Annotated in this window: 22 protein-coding genes; 13 read left to right on the forward strand and 9 right to left on the reverse strand. The window is 71.4% G+C overall.

Annotated features, from left to right (window positions below):
* The first annotated feature begins 237 nt into the window (after nt 1-237).
* From sufB to F1C15_RS02015, 5 genes are read left to right on the forward strand one after another with little or no spacing between them, the layout of a single operon-like run.
* A complete protein-coding gene (gene sufB / locus F1C15_RS01995) occupies nt 238-1,656 on the forward strand; it encodes a Fe-S cluster assembly protein SufB (RefSeq protein WP_056054850.1) in 1,419 nt (472 codons plus the stop codon).
* Complete coding sequence (gene sufD / locus F1C15_RS02000; protein ID WP_185232681.1) at nt 1,657-2,874, forward strand: Fe-S cluster assembly protein SufD; 1,218 nt, start codon at nt 1,657-1,659, stop codon at nt 2,872-2,874.
* Nucleotides 2,871-3,203 (forward strand): non-heme iron oxygenase ferredoxin subunit, encoded by a 333-nt coding sequence (locus F1C15_RS02005; RefSeq protein ID WP_056054855.1) that lies wholly within the window; start codon nt 2,871-2,873, stop codon nt 3,201-3,203. The genes sufD and F1C15_RS02005 overlap by 4 nt, the downstream gene beginning before the upstream one ends.
* 11 nt (nt 3,204-3,214) lie before the next feature.
* Nucleotides 3,215-4,006, forward strand: coding sequence for a Fe-S cluster assembly ATPase SufC (gene sufC / locus F1C15_RS02010; RefSeq protein ID WP_167259201.1), 792 nt, complete (start codon nt 3,215-3,217; stop codon nt 4,004-4,006).
* Between the two features lie 2 nt (nt 4,007-4,008).
* Nucleotides 4,009-4,341, forward strand: coding sequence for a metal-sulfur cluster assembly factor (locus tag F1C15_RS02015; RefSeq protein ID WP_056054862.1), 333 nt, complete (start codon nt 4,009-4,011; stop codon nt 4,339-4,341).
* 82 nt (nt 4,342-4,423) lie between these two features.
* Here the strand turns inward: F1C15_RS02015 and F1C15_RS02020 are convergent, their stop codons facing one another.
* A complete protein-coding gene (locus F1C15_RS02020) occupies nt 4,424-5,029 on the reverse strand; it encodes a biotin transporter BioY (RefSeq protein ID WP_185232683.1) in 606 nt (201 codons plus the stop codon).
* Nucleotides 5,030-5,176: 147 nt separating this feature from the next.
* On the opposite strand from F1C15_RS02020, the gene abc-f reads away from it, so the two are divergent.
* A complete protein-coding gene (abc-f, locus tag F1C15_RS02025) occupies nt 5,177-6,775 on the forward strand; it encodes a ribosomal protection-like ABC-F family protein (RefSeq protein WP_056054864.1) in 1,599 nt (532 codons plus the stop codon).
* Nucleotides 6,776-6,805: 30 nt separating this feature from the next.
* Here abc-f and F1C15_RS02030 read toward each other — a convergent pair whose 3' ends face one another.
* From F1C15_RS02030 to F1C15_RS02040, 3 genes are read right to left on the reverse strand one after another with little or no spacing between them, the layout of a single operon-like run.
* On the reverse strand, nt 6,806-7,672 hold the full coding sequence (locus F1C15_RS02030; RefSeq protein WP_185232685.1) for an SURF1 family protein: 867 nt from the start codon (nt 7,670-7,672) through the stop codon (nt 6,806-6,808).
* The gene (locus tag F1C15_RS02035) at nt 7,669-7,914 is read right to left on the reverse strand and encodes a hypothetical protein (RefSeq protein WP_185232687.1); all 246 of its coding nucleotides are present in this window, start codon (nt 7,912-7,914) and stop codon (nt 7,669-7,671) included. Before F1C15_RS02035 ends, F1C15_RS02030 begins: the two co-directional genes overlap by 4 nt.
* Entirely contained in the window at nt 7,914-8,297 is a 384-nt protein-coding gene (locus F1C15_RS02040) for a DUF3099 domain-containing protein (protein WP_082514359.1), read from the reverse strand. Before F1C15_RS02040 ends, F1C15_RS02035 begins: the two co-directional genes overlap by 1 nt.
* A gap of 146 nt (nt 8,298-8,443) precedes the next feature.
* Between F1C15_RS02040 and fabG the strand changes: the two genes are divergently transcribed.
* Nucleotides 8,444-9,154, forward strand: a complete 711-nt coding sequence (gene fabG, locus F1C15_RS02045) for a 3-oxoacyl-ACP reductase FabG (protein ID WP_185232689.1) — start codon at nt 8,444-8,446, stop codon at nt 9,152-9,154.
* A gap of 39 nt (nt 9,155-9,193) precedes the next feature.
* On the opposite strand, the gene serB is transcribed toward fabG, so the two are convergent.
* The gene (gene serB / locus F1C15_RS02050) at nt 9,194-9,832 is read right to left on the reverse strand and encodes a phosphoserine phosphatase SerB (protein ID WP_056054879.1); all 639 of its coding nucleotides are present in this window, start codon (nt 9,830-9,832) and stop codon (nt 9,194-9,196) included.
* A gap of 88 nt (nt 9,833-9,920) precedes the next feature.
* A complete protein-coding gene (locus tag F1C15_RS02055; protein WP_185232691.1) occupies nt 9,921-11,162 on the reverse strand; it encodes a glucose-1-phosphate adenylyltransferase in 1,242 nt (413 codons plus the stop codon).
* Nucleotides 11,163-11,209: 47 nt separating this feature from the next.
* On the opposite strand from F1C15_RS02055, the gene glgA reads away from it, so the two are divergent.
* The 3 genes from glgA (at nt 11,210) to F1C15_RS02070 (ending at nt 13,558) form a co-directional block, all read left to right on the forward strand.
* Entirely contained in the window at nt 11,210-12,394 is a 1,185-nt protein-coding gene (glgA, locus tag F1C15_RS02060; protein WP_185232693.1) for a glycogen synthase, read from the forward strand.
* A gap of 10 nt (nt 12,395-12,404) precedes the next feature.
* Complete coding sequence (locus F1C15_RS02065; protein ID WP_185232695.1) at nt 12,405-13,190, forward strand: ABC transporter ATP-binding protein; 786 nt, start codon at nt 12,405-12,407, stop codon at nt 13,188-13,190.
* A gap of 119 nt (nt 13,191-13,309) precedes the next feature.
* Nucleotides 13,310-13,558, forward strand: a complete 249-nt coding sequence (locus F1C15_RS02070; protein WP_043594989.1) for a type B 50S ribosomal protein L31 — start codon at nt 13,310-13,312, stop codon at nt 13,556-13,558.
* Nucleotides 13,559-13,705: 147 nt separating this feature from the next.
* Here the strand turns inward: F1C15_RS02070 and F1C15_RS02075 are convergent, their stop codons facing one another.
* On the reverse strand, nt 13,706-14,518 hold the full coding sequence (locus tag F1C15_RS02075) for a 3'-5' exonuclease (protein ID WP_185232697.1): 813 nt from the start codon (nt 14,516-14,518) through the stop codon (nt 13,706-13,708).
* Nucleotides 14,519-14,527: 9 nt separating this feature from the next.
* Nucleotides 14,528-16,267, reverse strand: a complete 1,740-nt coding sequence (gene treS, locus F1C15_RS02080) for a maltose alpha-D-glucosyltransferase (RefSeq protein WP_056054884.1) — start codon at nt 16,265-16,267, stop codon at nt 14,528-14,530.
* An 81-nt stretch (nt 16,268-16,348) separates the two neighbouring features.
* Between treS and F1C15_RS02085 the strand changes: the two genes are divergently transcribed.
* The 3 genes from F1C15_RS02085 to F1C15_RS02095 are packed head-to-tail and all read left to right on the forward strand — an operon-like array spanning nt 16,349 to nt 18,752.
* Nucleotides 16,349-17,254 carry an alpha/beta fold hydrolase gene (locus F1C15_RS02085; RefSeq protein ID WP_255465417.1) on the forward strand — a complete coding sequence of 302 codons (906 nt, stop codon included), beginning with the start codon at nt 16,349-16,351 and terminating at the stop codon, nt 17,252-17,254.
* Entirely contained in the window at nt 17,251-18,318 is a 1,068-nt protein-coding gene (locus F1C15_RS02090; protein ID WP_185232700.1) for a glycosyltransferase family 1 protein, read from the forward strand. The genes F1C15_RS02085 and F1C15_RS02090 overlap by 4 nt, the downstream gene beginning before the upstream one ends.
* Nucleotides 18,319-18,371: 53 nt before the next feature.
* Nucleotides 18,372-18,752 (forward strand): hypothetical protein, encoded by a 381-nt coding sequence (locus tag F1C15_RS02095; RefSeq protein WP_056054890.1) that lies wholly within the window; start codon nt 18,372-18,374, stop codon nt 18,750-18,752.
* An 80-nt stretch (nt 18,753-18,832) separates the two neighbouring features.
* On the opposite strand, the gene F1C15_RS02100 is transcribed toward F1C15_RS02095, so the two are convergent.
* Nucleotides 18,833-19,474 carry a histidine phosphatase family protein gene (locus F1C15_RS02100; protein ID WP_185232702.1) on the reverse strand — a complete coding sequence of 214 codons (642 nt, stop codon included), beginning with the start codon at nt 19,472-19,474 and terminating at the stop codon, nt 18,833-18,835.
* Between the last annotated feature and the right edge of the window lie 18 nt (nt 19,475-19,492).

Here is a 19,492-nt window from a genome sequence, read left to right on the forward strand (position 1 = left end):
AGGCACCGGGTGCGGGTCACAGTCTAGGCAACGCACCCTGGCACTCCGCTCGCGGAGGGCCCGCCGACCACCCGCGACGATCATCGCCCCGGGGGGCCGTCGACGGGGCGGCGATCGTCACGCGGACCGGGGTGTTCGACTCGCACCGCGAGGAACGGCCCGTCGTCGCCCGCGGCGAGCACCATGGGAATGGTGGCTCCGCGCACCGCGTTCGGTCCGTCAGAGAAAGAGGTACACATGTCAGACGTGCTGATCGACCGCCCCGAGCTGGACGGCCTGGGACAATACGAGTTCGGCTGGTCCGACTCCGACGCTGCTGGCGCCTCCGCGCGCCGCGGCGTCTCGCCCGAGGTCGTCACCGACATCTCGAACCTCAAGAGCGAGCCCGAGTGGATGCTCAAGAACCGCCTCAAGGGCCTCACGCTCTTCGAGCGCAAGCCGATGCCGACCTGGGGCGCAGACCTCTCGGGCATCGACTTCGACAACATCAAGTACTTCGTCCGGTCGACCGAGAAGCAGGCCACCACCTGGGACGAGCTGCCCGACGACATCAAGAACACCTACGAGAAGCTCGGCATCCCCGAGGCCGAGCGCAACCGCCTCGTCGCCGGCGTCGCCGCCCAGTACGAGTCCGAGGTCGTCTACCACCAGATCCGCGAGGACCTGGAGCAGCAGGGCGTCATCTTCATGGACACCGACACGGCGCTGCGCGAGCACCCCGAGTTCTTCCAGGAGTACTTCGGCTCGGTGATCCCCGCGGGCGACAACAAGTTCGCGGCGCTCAACACGGCGGTCTGGTCGGGCGGCTCGTTCGTCTACGTCCCCAAGAACGTCCACGTCGAGATCCCCCTGCAGGCCTACTTCCGCATCAACACGGAGAACATGGGCCAGTTCGAGCGCACGCTGATCATCGCCGACGAGGGCAGCTACGTGCACTACATCGAGGGCTGCACCGCCCCGATCTACAAGAGCGACTCGCTGCACTCGGCCGTCGTCGAGATCATCGTGAAGAAGAACGCCCGCGTGCGCTACACGACGATCCAGAACTGGTCGAACAACGTCTACAACCTCGTCACCAAGCGCGCCATCGCGCACGAGGGCGCGACCATGGAGTGGATCGACGGCAACATCGGCTCCAAGGTCACGATGAAGTACCCGTCGATCTACCTCGCGGGCGAGCACGCCAAGGGCGAGACCCTCAGCGTCGCCTTCGCCGGCCCCGGCCAGCACCAGGACGCCGGCGCGAAGATGATCCACATGGCGCCGTACACGACGTCGTCCATCGTCTCGAAGTCCATCGCCCGCGGCGGCGGTCGTGCGGGGTACCGCGGTGAGGTCCGGGTCGACGACTCGGCGCACCACAGCGCCAACACGGTGCGCTGCGACGCGTTGCTGGTCGACACCATGTCGCGCTCTGACACGTACCCGGCCATCGACATCCGCGTCGACGACGTGCAGCTCGGGCACGAGGCCACGGTCTCGCGCGTCAGCGAGGAGCAGCTGTTCTACCTGATGTCGCGCGGCATGGCGGAGGACGAGGCCATGGCCATGATCGTCCGCGGGTTCATCGAGCCCATCGCGCGGGAGCTCCCGATGGAGTACGCCCTCGAACTCAACAAGCTCATCGAGATGAGCATGGAAGGATCCGTCGGCTAGATGTCCGCCGTAGCACCCACCACAACGAGCACGACCCCCGAGGGCGTGCAGCACGGCGCGAAGGCGCACAGCGACGGAGGCTGGGGCGTCGTCCCGGTCCAGACCCGTTCCGAGCGCTTCCGCAGCACCGACCCGGCCGCGTTCCCCGCGGTCACCGGCCGCGAGGTCGACTGGAAGCTCAGCCCGGTCGAGCGTCTGCGCCCCCTCATCGACGGCCCCCTGGACGGGTCTCCCTACGCGTACCTCGCGCGGGAGACCGCCGGGGCGACGGTCGACTGGGTCGACCGGAGCGACTCCCGCGTCGGCCGGGCCGGCCAGCCCGAGGACAAGGCCTCGGCCTCGGCCTGGGCCGCGACCGAGAAGGTGCTGCTCGTGACCCTGAGCGGCGACGAGCCCTCGACCGTGACGATCGGGCGCTCCGGCCTCGACACGGCACCGCGTGCCGGCCACACCCTCATCCACGCGACGGCGAACTCGACGTCGCTCGTCGTGCTCCGCAACACGGGCGCCGCCCAGCTCGTCGAGAACGTCGAGATCGTCGTCGACGACGGGGCGCACCTCACCGTGGTGACGCTGCAGGAGTGGGACGACGAGGCGGTCCACCTCGCCAGCCACTTCGCGACCATCGGGCGCGACGCGCAGCTGAAGCACTTCGTGGTCTCACTCGGCGGGTCGGTCGTGCGGGTCAACCCCTCGGCGCACCTGGCCGGGCAGGGCTCGGACGCCGAGCTCTACGGCGTCTACTTCGCCGACGCCGGTCAGCACCTCGAGCAGCAGGTCTTCGTCCACCACGACGCGCCGAACAGCCGGAGCCGCGTCAACTACAAGGGCGCGCTCCAGGGCGAGGGAGCCCGCACCGTCTGGATCGGCGACGTCCTCATCGCGCGGACGGCGCCCGGCACCGACAGCTACGAGCAGAACCGCAACCTCGTCCTCAGCGAGGGCACTCGGGCCGACTCCATCCCGAACCTCGAGATCGAGACGGGCGACATCGCCGGGGCGGGCCACGCCAGCGCCACCGGCCGCTTCGACGACGAGCACCTCTTCTACCTCCAGTCGCGGGGCATCGACGAAGCCGAGGCCCGTCGCCTCGTCGTGCTCGGCTTCCTCAGCGAGGTCGTCCAGAAGATCGGCGAGCCCGAGCTGCAGCAGCGCCTCATCGACGCCCTCGAGGTCGAGCTGACCTCCGGCCCGTCCGTCGTGGAGCCCACCGCATGAGCACGCGCGTCTGCTCCTCCGACGAGATCACGCCCGCGCAGGCGCTCCGCGTCGTCGTCGACGGCGTGGCCGTCGCCGTCGTGAAGGACAGCGCCGGGGTCATCCACGCCATCGGCGACACCTGCACGCACGGCGACATCTCGCTCTCCGAGGGCTTCGTCGAGGACGACACCCTGGAGTGCTGGGCGCACGGCTCCAAGTTCGAGCTCACCTCGGGCAAGCCGTTGACCCTCCCCGCCTACGAACCCGTCCCGGTCTTCGCCGTCTCCGTCGTCGACGGCGACGTCTTCGTCGACACCACCGCGTCGCCCGCCGGCGTCGCACAGTAAGGAATGAACGCATGAGCACTCTCGAGATCCGCGACCTCAAGGTCAGCATCGACACCGACGCCGGCCCCAAGCCGATCCTCAAGGGCGTCGACCTGACCATCAAGGAGGGCGAGATCCACGCCGTCATGGGCCCCAACGGCTCCGGCAAGTCGACCCTCGCCTACACGATCGCCGGCCACCCGCGCTACAACGTCGACGGCGGCTCCATCCGCCTCGACGGCGTCGAGGTGCTCGACATGAGCGTCGACGAGCGCGCCAAGGCGGGGCTCTTCCTGGCGATGCAGTACCCGGTCGAGATCCCCGGGGTCACCGTCTCGAACTTCCTCCGCACGGCGAAGACCGCCCTTGACGGCGAGGCCCCGGCCATCCGTGGCTGGATCAAGGACCTGCGCGAGTCGATGTCGGCGCTCAAGATGGACTCGGCCTTCGCCGAGCGCAACGTCAACGAGGGCTTCTCCGGCGGCGAGAAGAAGCGGCACGAGATCATGCAGCTCGAGCTCCTCAAGCCGAAGTTCGCCGTCCTCGACGAGACCGACTCCGGTCTCGACGTCGACGCGCTCAAGATCGTCTCGGAGGGCGTCAACCGGGCGAAGGCCAACACGGGCCTGGGCCTCCTGCTGATCACGCACTACACGCGGATCCTCCGGTACATCAAGCCCGACTTCGTCCACGTGTTCGTCGACGGCCACGTCGCCGACGAGGGCGGACCGGAGCTCGCCGATCGCCTCGAGAACGAGGGCTACGACCGCTACGTCTCCGCTGCGGCGGCTGCGGCGGCCGTCGACGCCCCGGTGGGCAGCTGACCGTGGCGGTCGCTCTGGCCCCGGAGAAGTTCGACCAGGTCGCGGAGGCGCTCAAGGAGGTCGTCGACCCCGAGCTCGGGGTCAACATCGTCGACCTCGGCCTCATCTACGACCTCGCGATGGACGAGGAGCACGAGAACGCCCTCATCATCAGCATGACCCTGACCTCGGCCGGCTGCCCGCTGACCGACGTCATCGAGGCCGACACCGCGAACGCGCTGGACGGCGTCGTGGACGCCTTCCGGATCAACTGGGTCTGGATGCCGCCGTGGGGTCCCGACCGGATCACGGACGACGGGCGCGACATGATGCGCGCCATCGGCTTCTCGATCTGATCCACCCCGGCCGACGCCGGACACGACGACGGGCCCCGGTCTCCTGACCGGGGCCCGTCGTCGTGCGTCGGGGCAGCTGCGCTCAGCGCTCCAGGCGACGGAGCCCGCGCCACGCCAGGGGCAGCACCGAGGCGGCGATCAGCCACTTCGCCACGCCGCCCACGATGAAGGGGACGACGCCGACGGTCAGGACGGTCGCGAGGGTGACCTCGACCCCGAGGCTGCTGAGGACGACCGCGAGGTACGGCAGGCCGACCACGAAGGGCACGAGGCTGGCGAGGAAGAACGCGACGACCGACAGCAGCCACTTCTTGTCCCAGTCGCGCTGGGAGAGCCAGCCCACGAGCGCCGCCGCCGGGATGAACCCGACGATGAAGCCGAAGCTGGGCTTGAGGACGCTGAGGGGGCCGCCGGTGAACTCGGCGAAGATCGGGAGGCCGACGACGCCCAGCACGAGGTAGGTCAGCATCGACAGGGCCCCACGACGCGCCCCGAGGGTCGCACCGACGAGCATCACCGCAAGCGTCTGGCCCGTGACGGGGACGGGCCAGAGGGGAACCTGCACCTGGGCGAGGGCACTGGTGAAGGCCGCTCCGCCGAGGACGAGGGCGACGTCGGTGGCCCAGTTCCTCGTGACCAGGCGGTCGGCGAGGACCGGCCGTGAGATCGGTGCAGCAGTGTTCGTCATGCAGTCTCCTAGAATGGGTAGGTTGATCGGCCGAGCGGCTGGTCGGCAGCGCAGTGCTGCGACCCCCTCCACGCGATGTCTCATCCTAGAGGCGGCCCCTGCTCGGGCTGCGTTGTGGACATCCTCCCAATCGATTGGAATATTGCTGTGCTCTCCGTGCACGACCTCGAGATCCGCGTCGGCGCTCGCCTGCTGATGGCCGACGTGAACTTCCGCGTCGACAAGGGCGACAAGATCGGTCTCGTCGGGCGCAACGGCGCCGGCAAGACCACCATGACCAAGACGCTGGCGGGGGAGACCCAGCCGACCGACGGCAAGATCGAGCGCGGCGGCGAGATCGGCTACCTGCCGCAGGACCCCCGGAGCGGCAACCCGGAGGACCTCGCCCGCACGCGCATCCTCGACGCCCGCGGCCTCGGCCAGCTCCTGCTCGGCATCCAGGAGGCGACCCTCCTCATGGGCGACCCCGACGCCGACGTCGCCGCCCGCGCCATGAAGCGGTACGGCGACCTCGACGACCAGTTCAACGCGCTCGGCGGCTACGCGGCCGAGGCCGAGGCGGCGTCGATCGCCAGCAACCTCAGCCTGCCCGACAGGATCCTCGACCAGCCGCTCTCGACCCTCTCCGGCGGCCAGCGCCGACGCATCGAGCTCGCGCGCATCCTCTTCTCGGCCGCCGACACGATGATCCTCGACGAGCCCACGAACCACCTCGACGCCGACAGCGTGGTCTGGCTGCGCGAGTACCTCAAGACGTACCAGGGCGGCGTCATCGTCATCAGCCACGACATCGAGCTGGTCGAGGAGGTCGTCAACCGCGTCTTCTACCTCGACGCCAACCGCCAGGCGATCGACATCTACAACATGGGCTGGCGGAACTACCAGCGCCAGCGCGCCGCCGACGAGGAGCGCCGCAAGAAGGAGCGCTCGAACGCCGAGAAGCAGGCGTCGGCGCTGCAGAAGCAGGCCGCGCGCTTCGGCGCGAAAGCGTCGAAGGCCGCGGCGGCCCACCAGATGGTCGCCCGTGCCGAGAAGCTGCTCTCGGGCCTCGAGGAGGTCCGTGCCGTCGACCGCGTCGCCAAGCTGCGCTTCCCGACGCCGGTGGCCTGCGGCAAGACGCCCCTGATGGCCTCGAACCTCTCGAAGAGCTACGGCTCGCTCGAGATCTTCACAGCCGTCGACCTCGCCATCGACCGCGGCTCGAAGGTCGTGATCCTCGGTCTGAACGGTGCCGGCAAGACCACGCTGCTGCGCATCCTCGCGGGCGTCGACGAGCCCGACACGGGGCAGCTCGAGCCGGGCCACGGCCTGCGCGTCGGCTACTACGCCCAGGAGCACGAGACGATCGACGTCGCGCGCAGCGTGCTCGAGAACATGGTCTCGTCGTCGCCGAACATCACCGAGATGGAGGCGCGGCGCGTGCTGGGCTCGTTCCTCTTCACGGGCGACGACTCGGCCAAGCCGGCCGGCGTCCTCTCCGGTGGCGAGAAGACCCGCCTCGCCCTGGCGATGATCGTCGTCTCCGGCGCCAACGTGCTGCTGCTCGACGAGCCCACGAACAACCTCGACCCCGCCAGCCGCCTGGAGATCCTCGACGCCCTCGCCAACTACGAGGGGGCCGTCGTCCTGGTCAGCCACGACGAGGGAGCGGTGGAGGCGCTGAACCCGGAACGCGTGCTGATCATGCCCGAGGGCACCGAGGACCACTGGACCAAGGACTACAGCGACCTCATCAACCTCGCCTGACCGACGGGGCGGCACGCCGCCCGCGCCGGGTCAGTGGCCGGCGGCGTCGAGCAGCTCGTCCTCCGCGTCGTTGTCGGCGAGCGGCCGGGCAGCGCGCCGGCGGGCACGCTCGGCCTCCCGGACTCGGGCCTCGTCGCCGTCGGCGCCCTCCTCGTCGAGGGCCCGGTTGCGGCGCTCCTGCCGGAAGACGTAGAAGAGGAAGGCGAAGGCGCCGACCGCGAACATGATCCACTGCACGAAGTAGGAGAGGTTCAGGCCCGTGTCGATCTCGGGCGCGCTCGCCTTCACGGGAGCCTCGGCCGGCGCCGGCGTCTCGCTCTGCAGCAGGCCGTACGAGGCGCTGTAGATCGTGCCGCTCACCCGGGCCTGCACCTCGCTGAGCTGCACGGTGGCGATCTGGTTCGTGCCGGGGACTCCGGTGCGCGACCCCAGGGCGGGCTCGCCCGGCTTGAGGCGGGCGGTCACCGTGACCTCGCCCGCCGGGGGAGCGGGGACCTCGTCGGGGGCGTCCTGGTCGTTGCCCGTGGGCACCCAGCCGCGGTCGACGACGAAGACGTCACCGCCGGTGACCCGGAACGGCACGAGCACCTCGAAGCCGGGCTGCCCGTTGAGGGGCCGGTTGCGCACGAGCAGGGTCTCGTCGGCGGCGTACGTCCCGGTCATGCTCACCGGCTGCCACTCCAGCGCGGGGTCGTAGGAGTCGAGCGCGGGCAGGGCCTCGTCGAGGGGCACGGGGGCCGCGTCGTAGCGCTGCTCGAGCTGGTGGACGACGGCCATCTTCTCCTCGTGACGGCTCCACTGCCAGTGGGCGAGGAAGCCGCAGACGACGGCGAAGACGACGACCACGCCGAGGTAGCCCAGCCACTTGCGGGCGCCGGTGGTGCGCGCGTCGCTCACCGCGCCTCCTCGGGGACCCGGTCGACCGTGACGCCCGCGGCCGTCACGACGACGGGGAAGTCGCGCGCCCGGAGGAACTCGGCGAGGAAGTCGACGTGCTCGGCGCAGGCCGACCAGACCTTCACCCGGTCGAGCCCGTGGATCTTCGGGTTCCGCCAGTTGACCGCGGAGGCGGCGGAGGCGGTGCACCCGGCGCGCGAGCACTGGACGTCACCGGGGCCGTCGAGACCGAGGCCGAGCATCAGCGGAGGACGCCGTCGGCACCCGCCACGGGTGCGTCGTCGTCGGGCTCGTCGTCGACGACGACCGGCCGGACGGGCTCCGGGGCGGGGGCCTCGGCCTCGGGCTGCCACGCCGGGTCGGGACCGCGGTAGAGCTCGACGCCGCCGGGGCGCTCGACCTCCTGCCCGGACTCGTGGCCCACGTTGGCCAGGACGACGGCGACGTAGGGGATGACCACGGCGCCGAGGACGGGGAGCAGCGTCCACCAGGAGAGCGGGATGACGAAGCACAGGGCGATGCAGACGATGCGGATCCCGGTGGCCAGCAGGTAGCGGCGCATGCGGGAGTGGCGATCGTCGGTCGGCGACGGGGGGAGGGAGGTGATCGGCTGGGAAGTCTTCATGCACTCACGGGCTCAGAGCGCCACGGGCGGCGCGTGAGCCGATCTTAAGCCCGACAGCCGACAGTAGGCTGGTCGGCGGCCGCGAACGGCCACGACCTCCGGTCGCCCCCCACGCTGCGCCCGACGCACGACCCCGAGGAGACACCATGACCACGCCACGCACCGTCCTCGTCACCGGCGGAAACCGCGGCATCGGCCGCGCCATCGCCGAGGAGTTCGTCGCCCAGGGCCACCGCGTCGCGGTGACCGCGCGCAGCGGCCAGGGCCCCGAGGGCACGATGACGGTCGTCGCCGACGTGACCGACTCCGCCTCGGTCGACGCCGCCTTCACCGCCGTCGAGGCCGAGCTCGGCCCGGTGGAGGTCGTCGTGGCCAACGCCGGCATCACGAAGGACGGACTCCTCATGCGGATGACCGAGGAGGACTTCACCTCGGTGGTCGACACCAACCTCGGCGGCGCGTTCCGCGTCGTCAAGCGCGCCTCGAAGGGCATGCTCAAGGCCCGCTTCGGCCGGATCGTGCTCGTCTCGAGCGTCGTGGGCCTCTACGGCGGCCCCGGCCAGGTCAACTACGCGTCGTCGAAGGCCGCGCTGGTGGGCTTCGCGCGGTCGCTGACCCGCGAGGTCGGTGCCCGGGGCATCACGGCGAACGTCGTGGCCCCCGGCTTCATCGAGACGGACATGACGGCGGTGCTGCCCGACGAGCAGCAGGCCGAGTACCGCAAGACCATCCCCGCGCAGCGCTTCGGCACCGCCGGGGAGGTCGCGAAGACCATCGCCTGGCTGTCGAGCGACGACGCCGCCTACATCTCCGGCGCCGTCATCCCGGTCGACGGCGGCCTGGGCATGGGGCACTGACCCCGACCCCCGGAGGACGGGGCGTCGCGGCGGGGCCGGTCAGCCGCGGAGCCCCATCAGGGGCAGGAGCTCCGCGAGGTCGCACCGGGCGACGACGAGGTCGGCCTGCTCGCGGACGCGGGGCTTGGCGTTGAAGGCCACGGAGAGCGCGGCGGCCCGCATCATCAGCAGGTCGTTCGCCCCGTCGCCGACCGCCACCGTGTGCTCGAGGTCGACCCGCGACTCCTCGGCCCACTCGCGGAGCGCGGCGGCCTTGCCCTCGGCGTCGACCACGGGGCCGCTGACGCGACCGGTCAGCACGCCGTCGACGACCTCGAGGCGGTTGGCCCGCCAGTGGTCGAGCCCGAGGCGCTCGGCGACCGGGTCGAGGACCTCGTGGAAGCCGCCCGAGACCACACCGATCACGCTGCCGTGGGCGTGCAGGCCCGCGATCAGCTCCTCGGCGCCCTCGGTGACGCGGACCTGGGCGACGGCGTCGGCGAAGACGCCCTCCGACAGGCCGGCGAGGGTGGCGACGCGAGCCGTGAGGCTCTCGGCGAAGTCGAGCTCGCCCGCCATCGCCCGCTCGGTGATCCGGGAGACCTCGGCGTGCGACCCCGCGGCGTCGGCCAGGAGCTCGATCACCTCGTTCTCGATGAGCGTGGAGTCGACGTCGAGGACGGTGAGGAAGCGCGGCACGCCCCCACCATAGTGAGGGCGGGCCGCCCGCCGCGGACGCTGAGGTCACACGGCGTAGCGGCCCGCCCTCCCGGAACGGTCCCGGCCCCTACTGGTCGACGCGGACGCCCTTGCCCACGACGGTGATGCCGGAGGGCGTCACGGTGAAGCCCCGGGCCCGGTCGACCTCGGCGTCGACGCCGACGGAGGCGCCGGCCGAGATGACGACGTCCTTGTCGAGGATCGCGCGCTCGACGACCGCGCCCGGCCCGATGTGGGCTCGCTCGAAGACGATCGAGTCGACGACGCGTGAGCCCGAGTCGAGCGTGCACCAGGGCCCGAGGACGCTGCGCTCGACGTGCGCGCCCGACAGCAGCGACCCGAGGGAGACGACGGAGTCGATGGTCGTGCCGAGGTTGCCGTGCGCGTCTCGGACGAACTTCGCGGGCGGCGAGTTGAGCTGCTGGCTGAAGATCGGCCAGTCGGTGTTGTACAGGTTGAAGATCGGCAGCGCCGAGATCAGGTCGCGGTGCGCGTCGTAGAACGAGTCGATCGTCCCGACGTCGCGCCAGTAGTAGCGGTCACGCTCGGTGGCCCCGGGGACCTCGTTGCGGTTGAGGTCGTAGACGGCGGCGTCGCCCCGCGAGACGAAGTCGGGCACGATGTCGCCGCCCATGTCGTGGTTCGAGTCGGGCTTCTCGCCGTCGCGGAGCACGGCGTCGATGAGGACGTCGGCGTCGAAGACGTAGTTGCCCATGGACGCGAGGATCTCGCCGGGGGAGTCGGGCAGCCCCGTCGCGTCGGTCGGCTTCTCGAGGAACCGGCCGATGCGGGTCGGGTCGTCGCCGTCGACCTCGATGACGCCGAACTGGTCGGCGAGCGAGATCGGCTGGCGGATCGCGGCGACCGTGACGCCGGCGCCCGAGGCGACGTGCGCCTCGATCATCTGCGAGAAGTCCATCCGGTAGACGTGGTCGGCGCCGACCACGACGACGATGTCGGGCTTCTCGTCACGGAGGAGGTTGAGGCTCTGCAGGATGGCGTCGGCGCTGCCGGCGAACCAGCGCTTGCCGAGCCTCTGCTGGGCGGGGACGGACGCGACGTACGCACCGAGCAGCCCCTCGATCGACCAGGTCTGCGAGACGTGGCGGTCGAGGCTGTGCGACTTGTACTGCGTCAGCACGACGATCTGGCGCAGCCCCGAGTTGATCAGGTTGCTGAGCGCGAAGTCGATGAGGCGGTAGTTGCCACCGAACGGGACGGCCGGCTTGGCGCGGTCCGCGGTCAGCGGCATCAGGCGCTTGCCCTCGCCACCAGCGAGCACGATGCCGAAGATCTTCTTTGATGCCATGGGGCCAGGATGGCACGATTCAGCGCCGCGCGACTACGGTGATCAGCGTGCGAGTCGATGTCATCACCAAGGAATACCCGCCCAACGTCTACGGAGGGGCGGGAGTCCACGTCTCGGAGCTCGTGAAGGCGCTCCGGTCGTCGATCGACGTGCAGGTGCGCGCGTTCGGCACCGTCGACGCCGAGCCGGGCACGACCGGCTACCCCGACCTGGCCGAGCTGGCCGACGCCAACGGAGCCCTGCGCACCCTCGGCACGGACGTCCGCATCGCGCAGGACGTCGGCGGGGCCGACGTCGTCCACAGCCACACCTGGTACGCGAACGCCGCCGGCCAGCTCGCGCAGATGCTGCACGACGTGCCCCACGTGCTGACGGCCCACAGCCTCGAGCCGCTCCGGCCCTGGAAGGCCGAGCAGCTCGGCGGCGGGTACCGCGTGTCGAGCTGGATCGAGCGCCAGGCGTACGAGACGGCCGACGCCGTCATCGCCGTCAGCGAGGGCATGCGCCGCGACATCCTCCGGTCGTACCCGGGCATCGACGAGCAGAAGGTCAGCGTCGTCTACAACGGCATCGACCTCGACGGCTGGCAGCGCGTCGACGACGCCGAGGTCGTCCGGGGTCTGGGCATCGACCCCGACCGCCCCGCGGTGGTCTTCGTGGGCCGGATCACCCGCCAGAAGGGCCTGCCCTACCTGCTGCGCGCCGCGAAGCTGCTGCCGCCGGAGGTGCAGCTCGTGCTCTGCGCGGGGGCGCCCGACACCCCGGAGATCATGGCGGAGGTCACCGCCCTCGTCCGCGAGCTCCAGGAGGAGCGCAGCGGCGTCGTCTGGATCGAGCGCGTCCTGCCCCGCCACGAGCTGAGCGCCGTGCTCTCGGCCGCCACGACCTTCGTCTGCCCCTCGGTCTACGAGCCCCTGGGCATCGTGAACCTCGAGGCCATGGCCTGCGGCGTGCCGGTCGTCGGCTCCGACACCGGCGGCATCCCGGAGGTCGTCGCGGACGGCCTCACCGGCCGCATCGTGCCGCTGGAGCAGGTGCAGGACGGCACCGGCACCCCCCTCGACCCCGACCGATTCGTCCGCGACCTCGCCGGGGTGCTGACGGAGGTCGTCGGCGACCCCGGGCTCGCCCGGCTGATGGGCCGCGCGGGCCGGATGCGCGCCGAGGCCGAGTTCAGCTGGGGCCGGATCGCCGAGCGCACGCTCGGCGTGTACGAGGGGCTGCGTCGCTAGGCTGATGAGCATGTCGACCGTGTTGCAGCTCACCGATGTGTCCGTGGTCCGTGGAGGCTCTCCCGTCGTCGACGGCGTGAGCTGGTCGGTGCAGTCCGACGAGCGCTGGGTCGTCCTGGGGCCGAACGGAGCCGGCAAGACGAGCCTCCTGCAGGTCGCCGCCGCGCAGAGCCACCCCTCGTCGGGCACCGCCGAGGTGCTCGGCTCCGACCTCGGGTCGGTCGACCTCTTCGACCTCCGCCCCCGCATCGGCTTCGCCTCGACGACGGTTGCGCGCCGCATCCCGGCGAAGGAGAAGGTCGTCGACGTCGTGCTGACCGCGGCCTACTCGGTCACCGGGCGCTGGAACGAGGAGTACGAGACCGTAGACGTCCGCCGCGCGCACCGCGTGCTGGAGGAGTGGAACCTCGACCACCTCGCCGACCGCACGTTCGGCGAGCTCAGCGACGGCGAGCAGAAGCGGGTCCAGATCGCCCGCTCGGTGATGACCGACCCCGAGCTGCTGCTGCTCGACGAGCCCGCGGCCAGCCTCGACCTCGGCGCCCGCGAGGAGCTCCTCGGCATGCTCTCGGGCTACGCGTCCTCCGACGACTCGCCCGCCATCGTCATGGTCACCCACCACGTCGAGGAGATCCCGCGCGGCTTCACGCACGCGCTCCTCCTCGACCGCGGCCACGTCGTCGCCGCCGGGCTCCTCGACGAGGTCGTCACGGCCGAGACCCTCGGCGCCGTCTTCAGCCTCGACCTGACGGTCACGTCGGCGGACGGCCGGTACGCGGCACGCGCTGCCGGCTGACCCCCGCCTCCTGCGATCCGGGCCGCCCGTCTGGTATCGTTGACAGCTGGTCCGGGGCGTTCGTCGCGCCGGGTCCCCCCGACTCACACCACCACTCATCCGCTAGACCTAGGACTCTCATGAAGACCGACATCCACCCCGAGTACAAGCAGATCGTCTTCCGCGACCTCGCATCGGGCGCCACGTTCCTCACGCGCTCCACGACGACGAGCGACAAGACCATCGAGCTCGACGGTGAGACCTACCCGGTCATCGACGTCGAGATCTCGTCCGAGTCGCACCCGTTCTACACGGGCAAGCAGCGCATCCTCGACTCGGCCGGTCGCGTCGAGAAGTTCAACTCGCGCTACAAGAACTTCGGCAAGTAAGCAGCAGCTCTCAGCCGACAGAGGCGGTCCACTCCGGTGGGCCGCCTCTTCTGCGTCCGCCCACGGGGCGGGCCGTCGGCAGCCCCGGGGGAGTCGCGGGTCGACTGCCCGGGGGAGTCGCGGGTCGGCTGCCTGCGGGAGGCCGGCTCAGACGCCGGGCAGCGACCGGTGCGGCCACTCGCCCGACGCGGTGAAGGACGGGTCCTTCGTGCGGCGCATGTACTCCTGGAAGCTCGCGGCCTGGGTGCCGCACCAGCCGACCTGGAGGTCGTGGAGCTCGGTCGACGGGACGTCGAGACGGTCGGGGAACTTCTGGGCCATCGCCTGCGCCACCCGGCCCGCCGCGACGGCGTCCGCCCCCGCGTCGTGGGCGTCGTCGAGCACGACGCCGTAGACGCCCGCGGCGGCCTCGAGCGTGCGCTTGCCCTTGCGGTAGGTGTCGACGGCCTTGTCGATGACGAGAGGGTCGACGACGCAGCCGATCTCGCCGACGTCGCCGAGCGGCTCGAGGCCGTGGCGCCGGGCCTCACGGTCGAGCAGGGTGAGGTCGTACGGGGCGTTGTAGACGACCAGGGGCACGCCGCGCGCGAACACCGCACGGAGAGCGGCGATGATCTCGGCCACGACCTCGACCGCTGGCCGCCCCTCGAGCCGGGCACGCTCGGTCGAGATGCCGTGCACCGCGCTCGCCTGCTCCGGGATCTCGATGCCGGGGTCGGCGAGCCACTCTCCGTGGGCGATGCTCGCCCCCGTGGCGTCGATGAGCCCCACGTGCGCCGTGACGATGCGCGCCGTCTCGACGTCGATGCCGGTCGTCTCGAGATCGAAGACGCCGAGCGCCTTCCACCACGACGACGGGACTGGCCCCGGCTCGACGAGCCCGGCCGTCGCGGTCGCGGTCGGCTCAGGGGCGGACGGCGCGCCCGCGGAGACGGACGAGGCCTGTTCGGTGCTGCTCACGCCCCGAGCCTAGGAGGCGCCACCGACAGCCGGGCGCGTCACGACGGGCACGTCGCCGATGTGCAGCCAGAAGAACGCCTGGGTGCCGAGCGTCAGCGTCACGCGGCCCTCCTCGTCGAACGACGGGAACTGCGCTCCGCCGAACAGGTCGGTCAGCGTGCGCCCCGCGAACTCGGGTGCCGTGACCGTGACGGAGACGGGGTTGTGCGCGAACGAGAACACGCAGAGCACGTCCTCCGGCAGGTCGCCGACCTGCGAGCCGCTGCCCTCGTAGCTGCGCACGAAGGAGAGCACCGACTCGTGGTCGGACTCGACGACCTGCATGGTGCCGAGGCCGAAGGTCGGGTGGGCCTTCCGCACGTGGATGACGTTGCGCACCCAGTGCAGCAGCGAGCGCGACTGCGCCAGCTGCGACTCGACGTTCACGAGGTTGTAGTTGTAGACGAGCGACTGGACGACGGGCAGGAACAGCTTGCCCGGGTCGGCCGTGGAGAAGCCGGCGTTGCGGTCGGGCGTCCACTGCATCGGGGTGCGCGACGAGTCGCGGTCCGGCAGCCAGATGTTGTCGCCCATGCCGATCTCGTCGCCGTAGTAGAGGAACGGGCTGCCGGGCAGGGCGAAGAGCAGGGCGTGCACGAGCTCGAGCTCCGCACGGCTGTTGTCGAGCAGGGGCGCGAGTCGACGGCGGATGCCGATGTTGGAGCGCATCCGGGGGTCGTAGGCGTACCAGCCGTACATGGCCTGGCGGTACTCCTCGCTGACCATCTCGAGGGTCAGCTCGTCGTGGTTGCGGAGGAAGACGGCCCAGGCGGCGCCCGGCGGCACCTCGGTCGTCTCGGAGAGGATGCGGGTGAGCTCCTGGGCGTGCTGCGCGCGCAGCGAGTAGAAGATGCGCGGCATGACGGGGAAGTCGAAGGCCATGTGGCACTCGGGCTCCTCCTCCGTGCCGAAGAACGCGGCGGTCTCGGCGGGCCACTGGTTGGCCTCGGCGATGAGCACGCGCCCCGGGAACTCGTCGTCGACCATCCGGCGCAGCCGCTTGATGAAGTCGTGGGTGGCCGGCTCGCCCTCGCCGTTGCCCTCCTCCGTCTCGAAGAGGTAGGGGATGGCGTCGAGGCGCAGGCCGTCGACGCCCAGCGAGAGCCAGTGGCGGACGACGTCGAAGACGGCCTCCTGCACGGCGGGGTTCTCGAAGTTCAGGTCGGGCTGGTGCGAGAAGAAGCGGTGGAAGAAGAACTGGCGCCGCACCGGGTCGAACGTCCAGTTGGACTCCTCGGTGTCGACGAAGATGACGCGGATGTTCTTGTACTCCTCGTCGGTGTCGCGCCAGACGTAGAAGTCGCCGTACGGGCCGTCCGGGTCCTCGCGCGACTGCTGGAACCACTCGTGGGCGTCCGAGGTGTGGTTGAGCACCATGTCGATGACGATGCGCATGTTGCGCTCGTGGGCCTTCGTCACCAGGTCGCGGAACTCGTCGAGCGTGCCGAACTCGGGGAGGATCGCCTTGTAGTCCTGGATGTCGTAGCCGCCGTCACGCAGCGGCGACTGGAAGAACGGCGGCAGCCAGAGCGCGTCCACCCCCAGCCACTGCAGGTAGTCGAGGCGCGAGAGCAGCCCCTGGAGGTCGCCGGCGCCGTCGCCGTTGCTGTCGACGAAGGACCGCACCATCACCTCGTAGAACACCGCACGGCGGTGCCACTGGGGGTCGAGGGTCAGTCCGGGCTGCTGGATCGGGGCAGTGAAGCTCACCCGGCCAACTCTAGGACGCACGGGGCCCCGGCGCGCACCCTCTCCCGCGCGTCGGCACCCGCGCCTCCGTAGACTCGGCGGGTGATCGTCCGAGAGCCCCGCGTCGTCTCGCCCTACCGGGCCCTGCTCGCCGCCGTCCCCGTCCGCGAGGACGTCGTCCGCGTGGCCGGCAGCGAGACGCACGTCTGGACGTACGACCCCCCGGGGGGCGAGGAGGCGCGGGTCACCGTCGTCGCCGTCCACGGCTTCCGCGGAGACCACCACGGCCTCGAGCCGGTCGTGGCGCACCTCACGGGCGTGCGGGTCGTCATGCCCGACCTGCCCGGCTTCGGCGAGTCGACGCCGCTCGACGGCGAGCACAGCGTGGCCGCCTACGCGGCGTGGCTCCGCGAGCTCGTGGCGGCGCTGGGGCTGGGGCCGGACGTCGTCGTGCTGGGGCACTCGTTCGGCTCGATCGTGGCGTCGGCCGCGGTGGCCGGCGGGCTCCGCGCCTCCCGCCTCGTCCTGGTCAACCCGATCGCCGCGCCCGCCCTCTCCGGGCCCCGTGGGGTCCTGACGCAGCTGGCCGTCGCGTACTACAAGGCCGGCGCGGCACTGCCGGAGGCGGCGGGCCAGTCGGTGCTGCGGAACGCCGCGGTCGTCCGCATCACGAGCCTGGCGATGGTCAAGACCCACGACCGGGAGCTGCGCCGCTGGATCCACGACCAGCACGACTCGTACTTCTCGCGCTTCGCCGACCGCCGCGTCGTGCTCGACGCCTTCCGCGCCTCCGTCTCGAGCGACGTGAGCACGTACGCCGCCGACGTCGGCGTGCCGACCCTGCTCGTCGCCGCCGACCGCGACGACATCACGGCGCTGCCGGCGCAGCACGTGCTGCAGGGGCTCTTCCCCGACGCGCGGCTCGTCGTGGTCGAGGGCGTGGGGCACCTGATCCACTACGAGAAGCCCCGCGAGGCGGCCGCCTCGATCGAGGAGTTCCTCGCGTGAGGCTCGTCGTCGACTGCCGGTACGTGCGCGTGGGGCGCCACGACGGCATCAGCCGCTTCACCGCGGGCGTCGTCGGTGCCCTGGCGGAGCGGCACCCGCTGACCATGCTCGTCAGCGACCCACGGCAGCTCGAGTCGCTGCCCGACCAGCCGCACCTCCTGGTCAGCGACCCGACCAGCGTGCGGGAGCCCTCCGTGGCCCGGCAGGTGAACCGGCTGCGGCCCGACGTGGTCTGGTCGCCGATGCAGACGATGGGCTCGTGGGGCCGTCGCTACCGACTCGTGCTCACGCTGCACGACCTCATCTACTACACGAACCGGACGCCGCCGCCGGAGTTCGCGCCGCCGATCCGGCTGCTCTGGCGGCTGTACCACCTCGCCTGGTGGCCGCAGCGGCTGCTGCTCGACCGGGCCGACGCGGTCGTGACCGTGAGCGAGACGACGAAGGCCGAGATCGCCCGCCACGGGCTGACGCGCCGCCCCGTCACGGTCGTGACGAACGCCGCCGACCCGGTCGACGCCGCCCCGGAGCGGAGCCGCCCCGCCGGCCGCGAGCTCGTCTACATGGGGTCGTTCATGCCCTACAAGGACGTCGCGACGCTGGTGCGCGCCCTGCCGCTGCTCGACGGCGCACGCCTCCACCTGATGAGCCGGGTCTCCGACCGCGAGCGAGCCGCGCTCGTCGCGCTCGCCCCGGCCGGCTCGCTCGTCTTCCACGACGGGGCCAGCGACGAGGAGTACCGGGAGGTGCTGCTCTCGGCCACGGCGGTCGTCACGGCGTCCCGCGCCGAGGGCTTCGGCATCCCCCTCGTCGAGGGCATGGCCCTCGGCACGCCCGCGGTGGTGAGCGACATCCCGATCTTCCGCGAGATCGGCGGCGACGCGGCGCTCTTCTTCGACGTGGGGTCGCCCGCCTCGGCGGCGGCGGCCGTGCGGCGCCTGGAGGGCGAGTGGGAGGCGCGGTCGGCGGCGTCGCGCCGCCAGGCCGACCGGTTCAGCTGGCGCCGGTCGGCCGACGTGCTCCTCGACCTGCTCGAGCGCGTGGCCGGGTCGTCGAGCCGCTGACCTCCGTCGCACGACGGATGTCGCCTCGCCGTGCGGGCTCGTAGCATCGCTGCATGACCGCGACGCCGACCGACCTCGGAGCCCGCACCGAGGAGCTCTTCCGCCTCCTCGCCGACGACGACGTGGCCGCGGTGCGGTCGCGCATGACGCCCGGCACGGCCCGCGCCCTGACCCCCGAGCGGCTCGACGGCGTGTGGAAGCAGGTCGTGGCCACGACCGGCCCCCTGCGCGCCCTGCGCGACACGACGGCCACGACGCGCGACGGCCGGAACGCCCTCGCCCGCCTCCTGGCGTCGCGCTCGACCGGCACGGTCGTGCAGACGACCCTCGTGCACGAGGCGGGGGAGTGGACGGGGCGTGCGGCGTTCGACGGGCAGGGCCGCGTCACCGGCCTGCTGATCGTCGAGCCGGGCAGCACCGACCTGCCGTTCTGACCGCGGCGCCGCGGGCCTCGTCGGTCGGGCGTCGTCGGCGGGGCCTCGTCGCTCAGACCTCGTCGCTCAGGCCTCGTCGCTCAGGCCTCGTCGGCCGGCCCCTCGAGGGCGTTCTGGTACTCGAAGGCGTAGCGCCCCGCGCGCTCGGACTCCTCCTCGACCGGGTCGTCGAAGGTCCGCAGCTGGAGGCCGCCCTCGACGAGCTCGAAGGAGTGGATCGACCCGTTGCGGATCGGCACGCCCAGGTCCGCGGGCTCGTCGCTCGAGACGTGGTTGACGACCGCCCTGATGACGGCGCCGTGCGTCGCGACGACCACCGCGCCTCCCTCGCTCCGACCCGCGGCCTCGACGAGGGCGGGGAGCACGCGGGCGAGCAGCTCGCGACGGCTCTCTCGCCCGGGCACGCGGGTGCCGGCCGGGAACCTCTCCTCGACCTCGGAGCCGGTGAGGCCCTCGGCCTCGCCGTAGCGTCGCTCGGCGAGGTCCGCGACGTGCTCGGGGGCGGCCAGCCCGAGACGCGCGGCGATGATGGCCCCGGTCTCGGCGGCGCGGCTCAGCGGGCTGGCGACGACGGCGGAGACGGTGCGGCGTGCGAGCAGGTCGCCCGCCTCGGCGGCCTGACGGCGGCCGAGGTCGTTGAGGGGGATGTCGGTGGCGCCCTGGATGCGCCGGGCGCGGTTCCAGTCCGTCTCGCCGTGGCGGACGAGGTAGAGCAGCGTCATGGTGGCCTCCGGGTCGGC

The sequence above is a fragment of the Frigoribacterium sp. NBH87 genome (genome assembly GCF_014217665.1).
In the GTDB taxonomy this organism is placed as follows: Bacteria; Actinomycetota; Actinomycetes; order Actinomycetales; family Microbacteriaceae; genus Frigoribacterium; species Frigoribacterium endophyticum.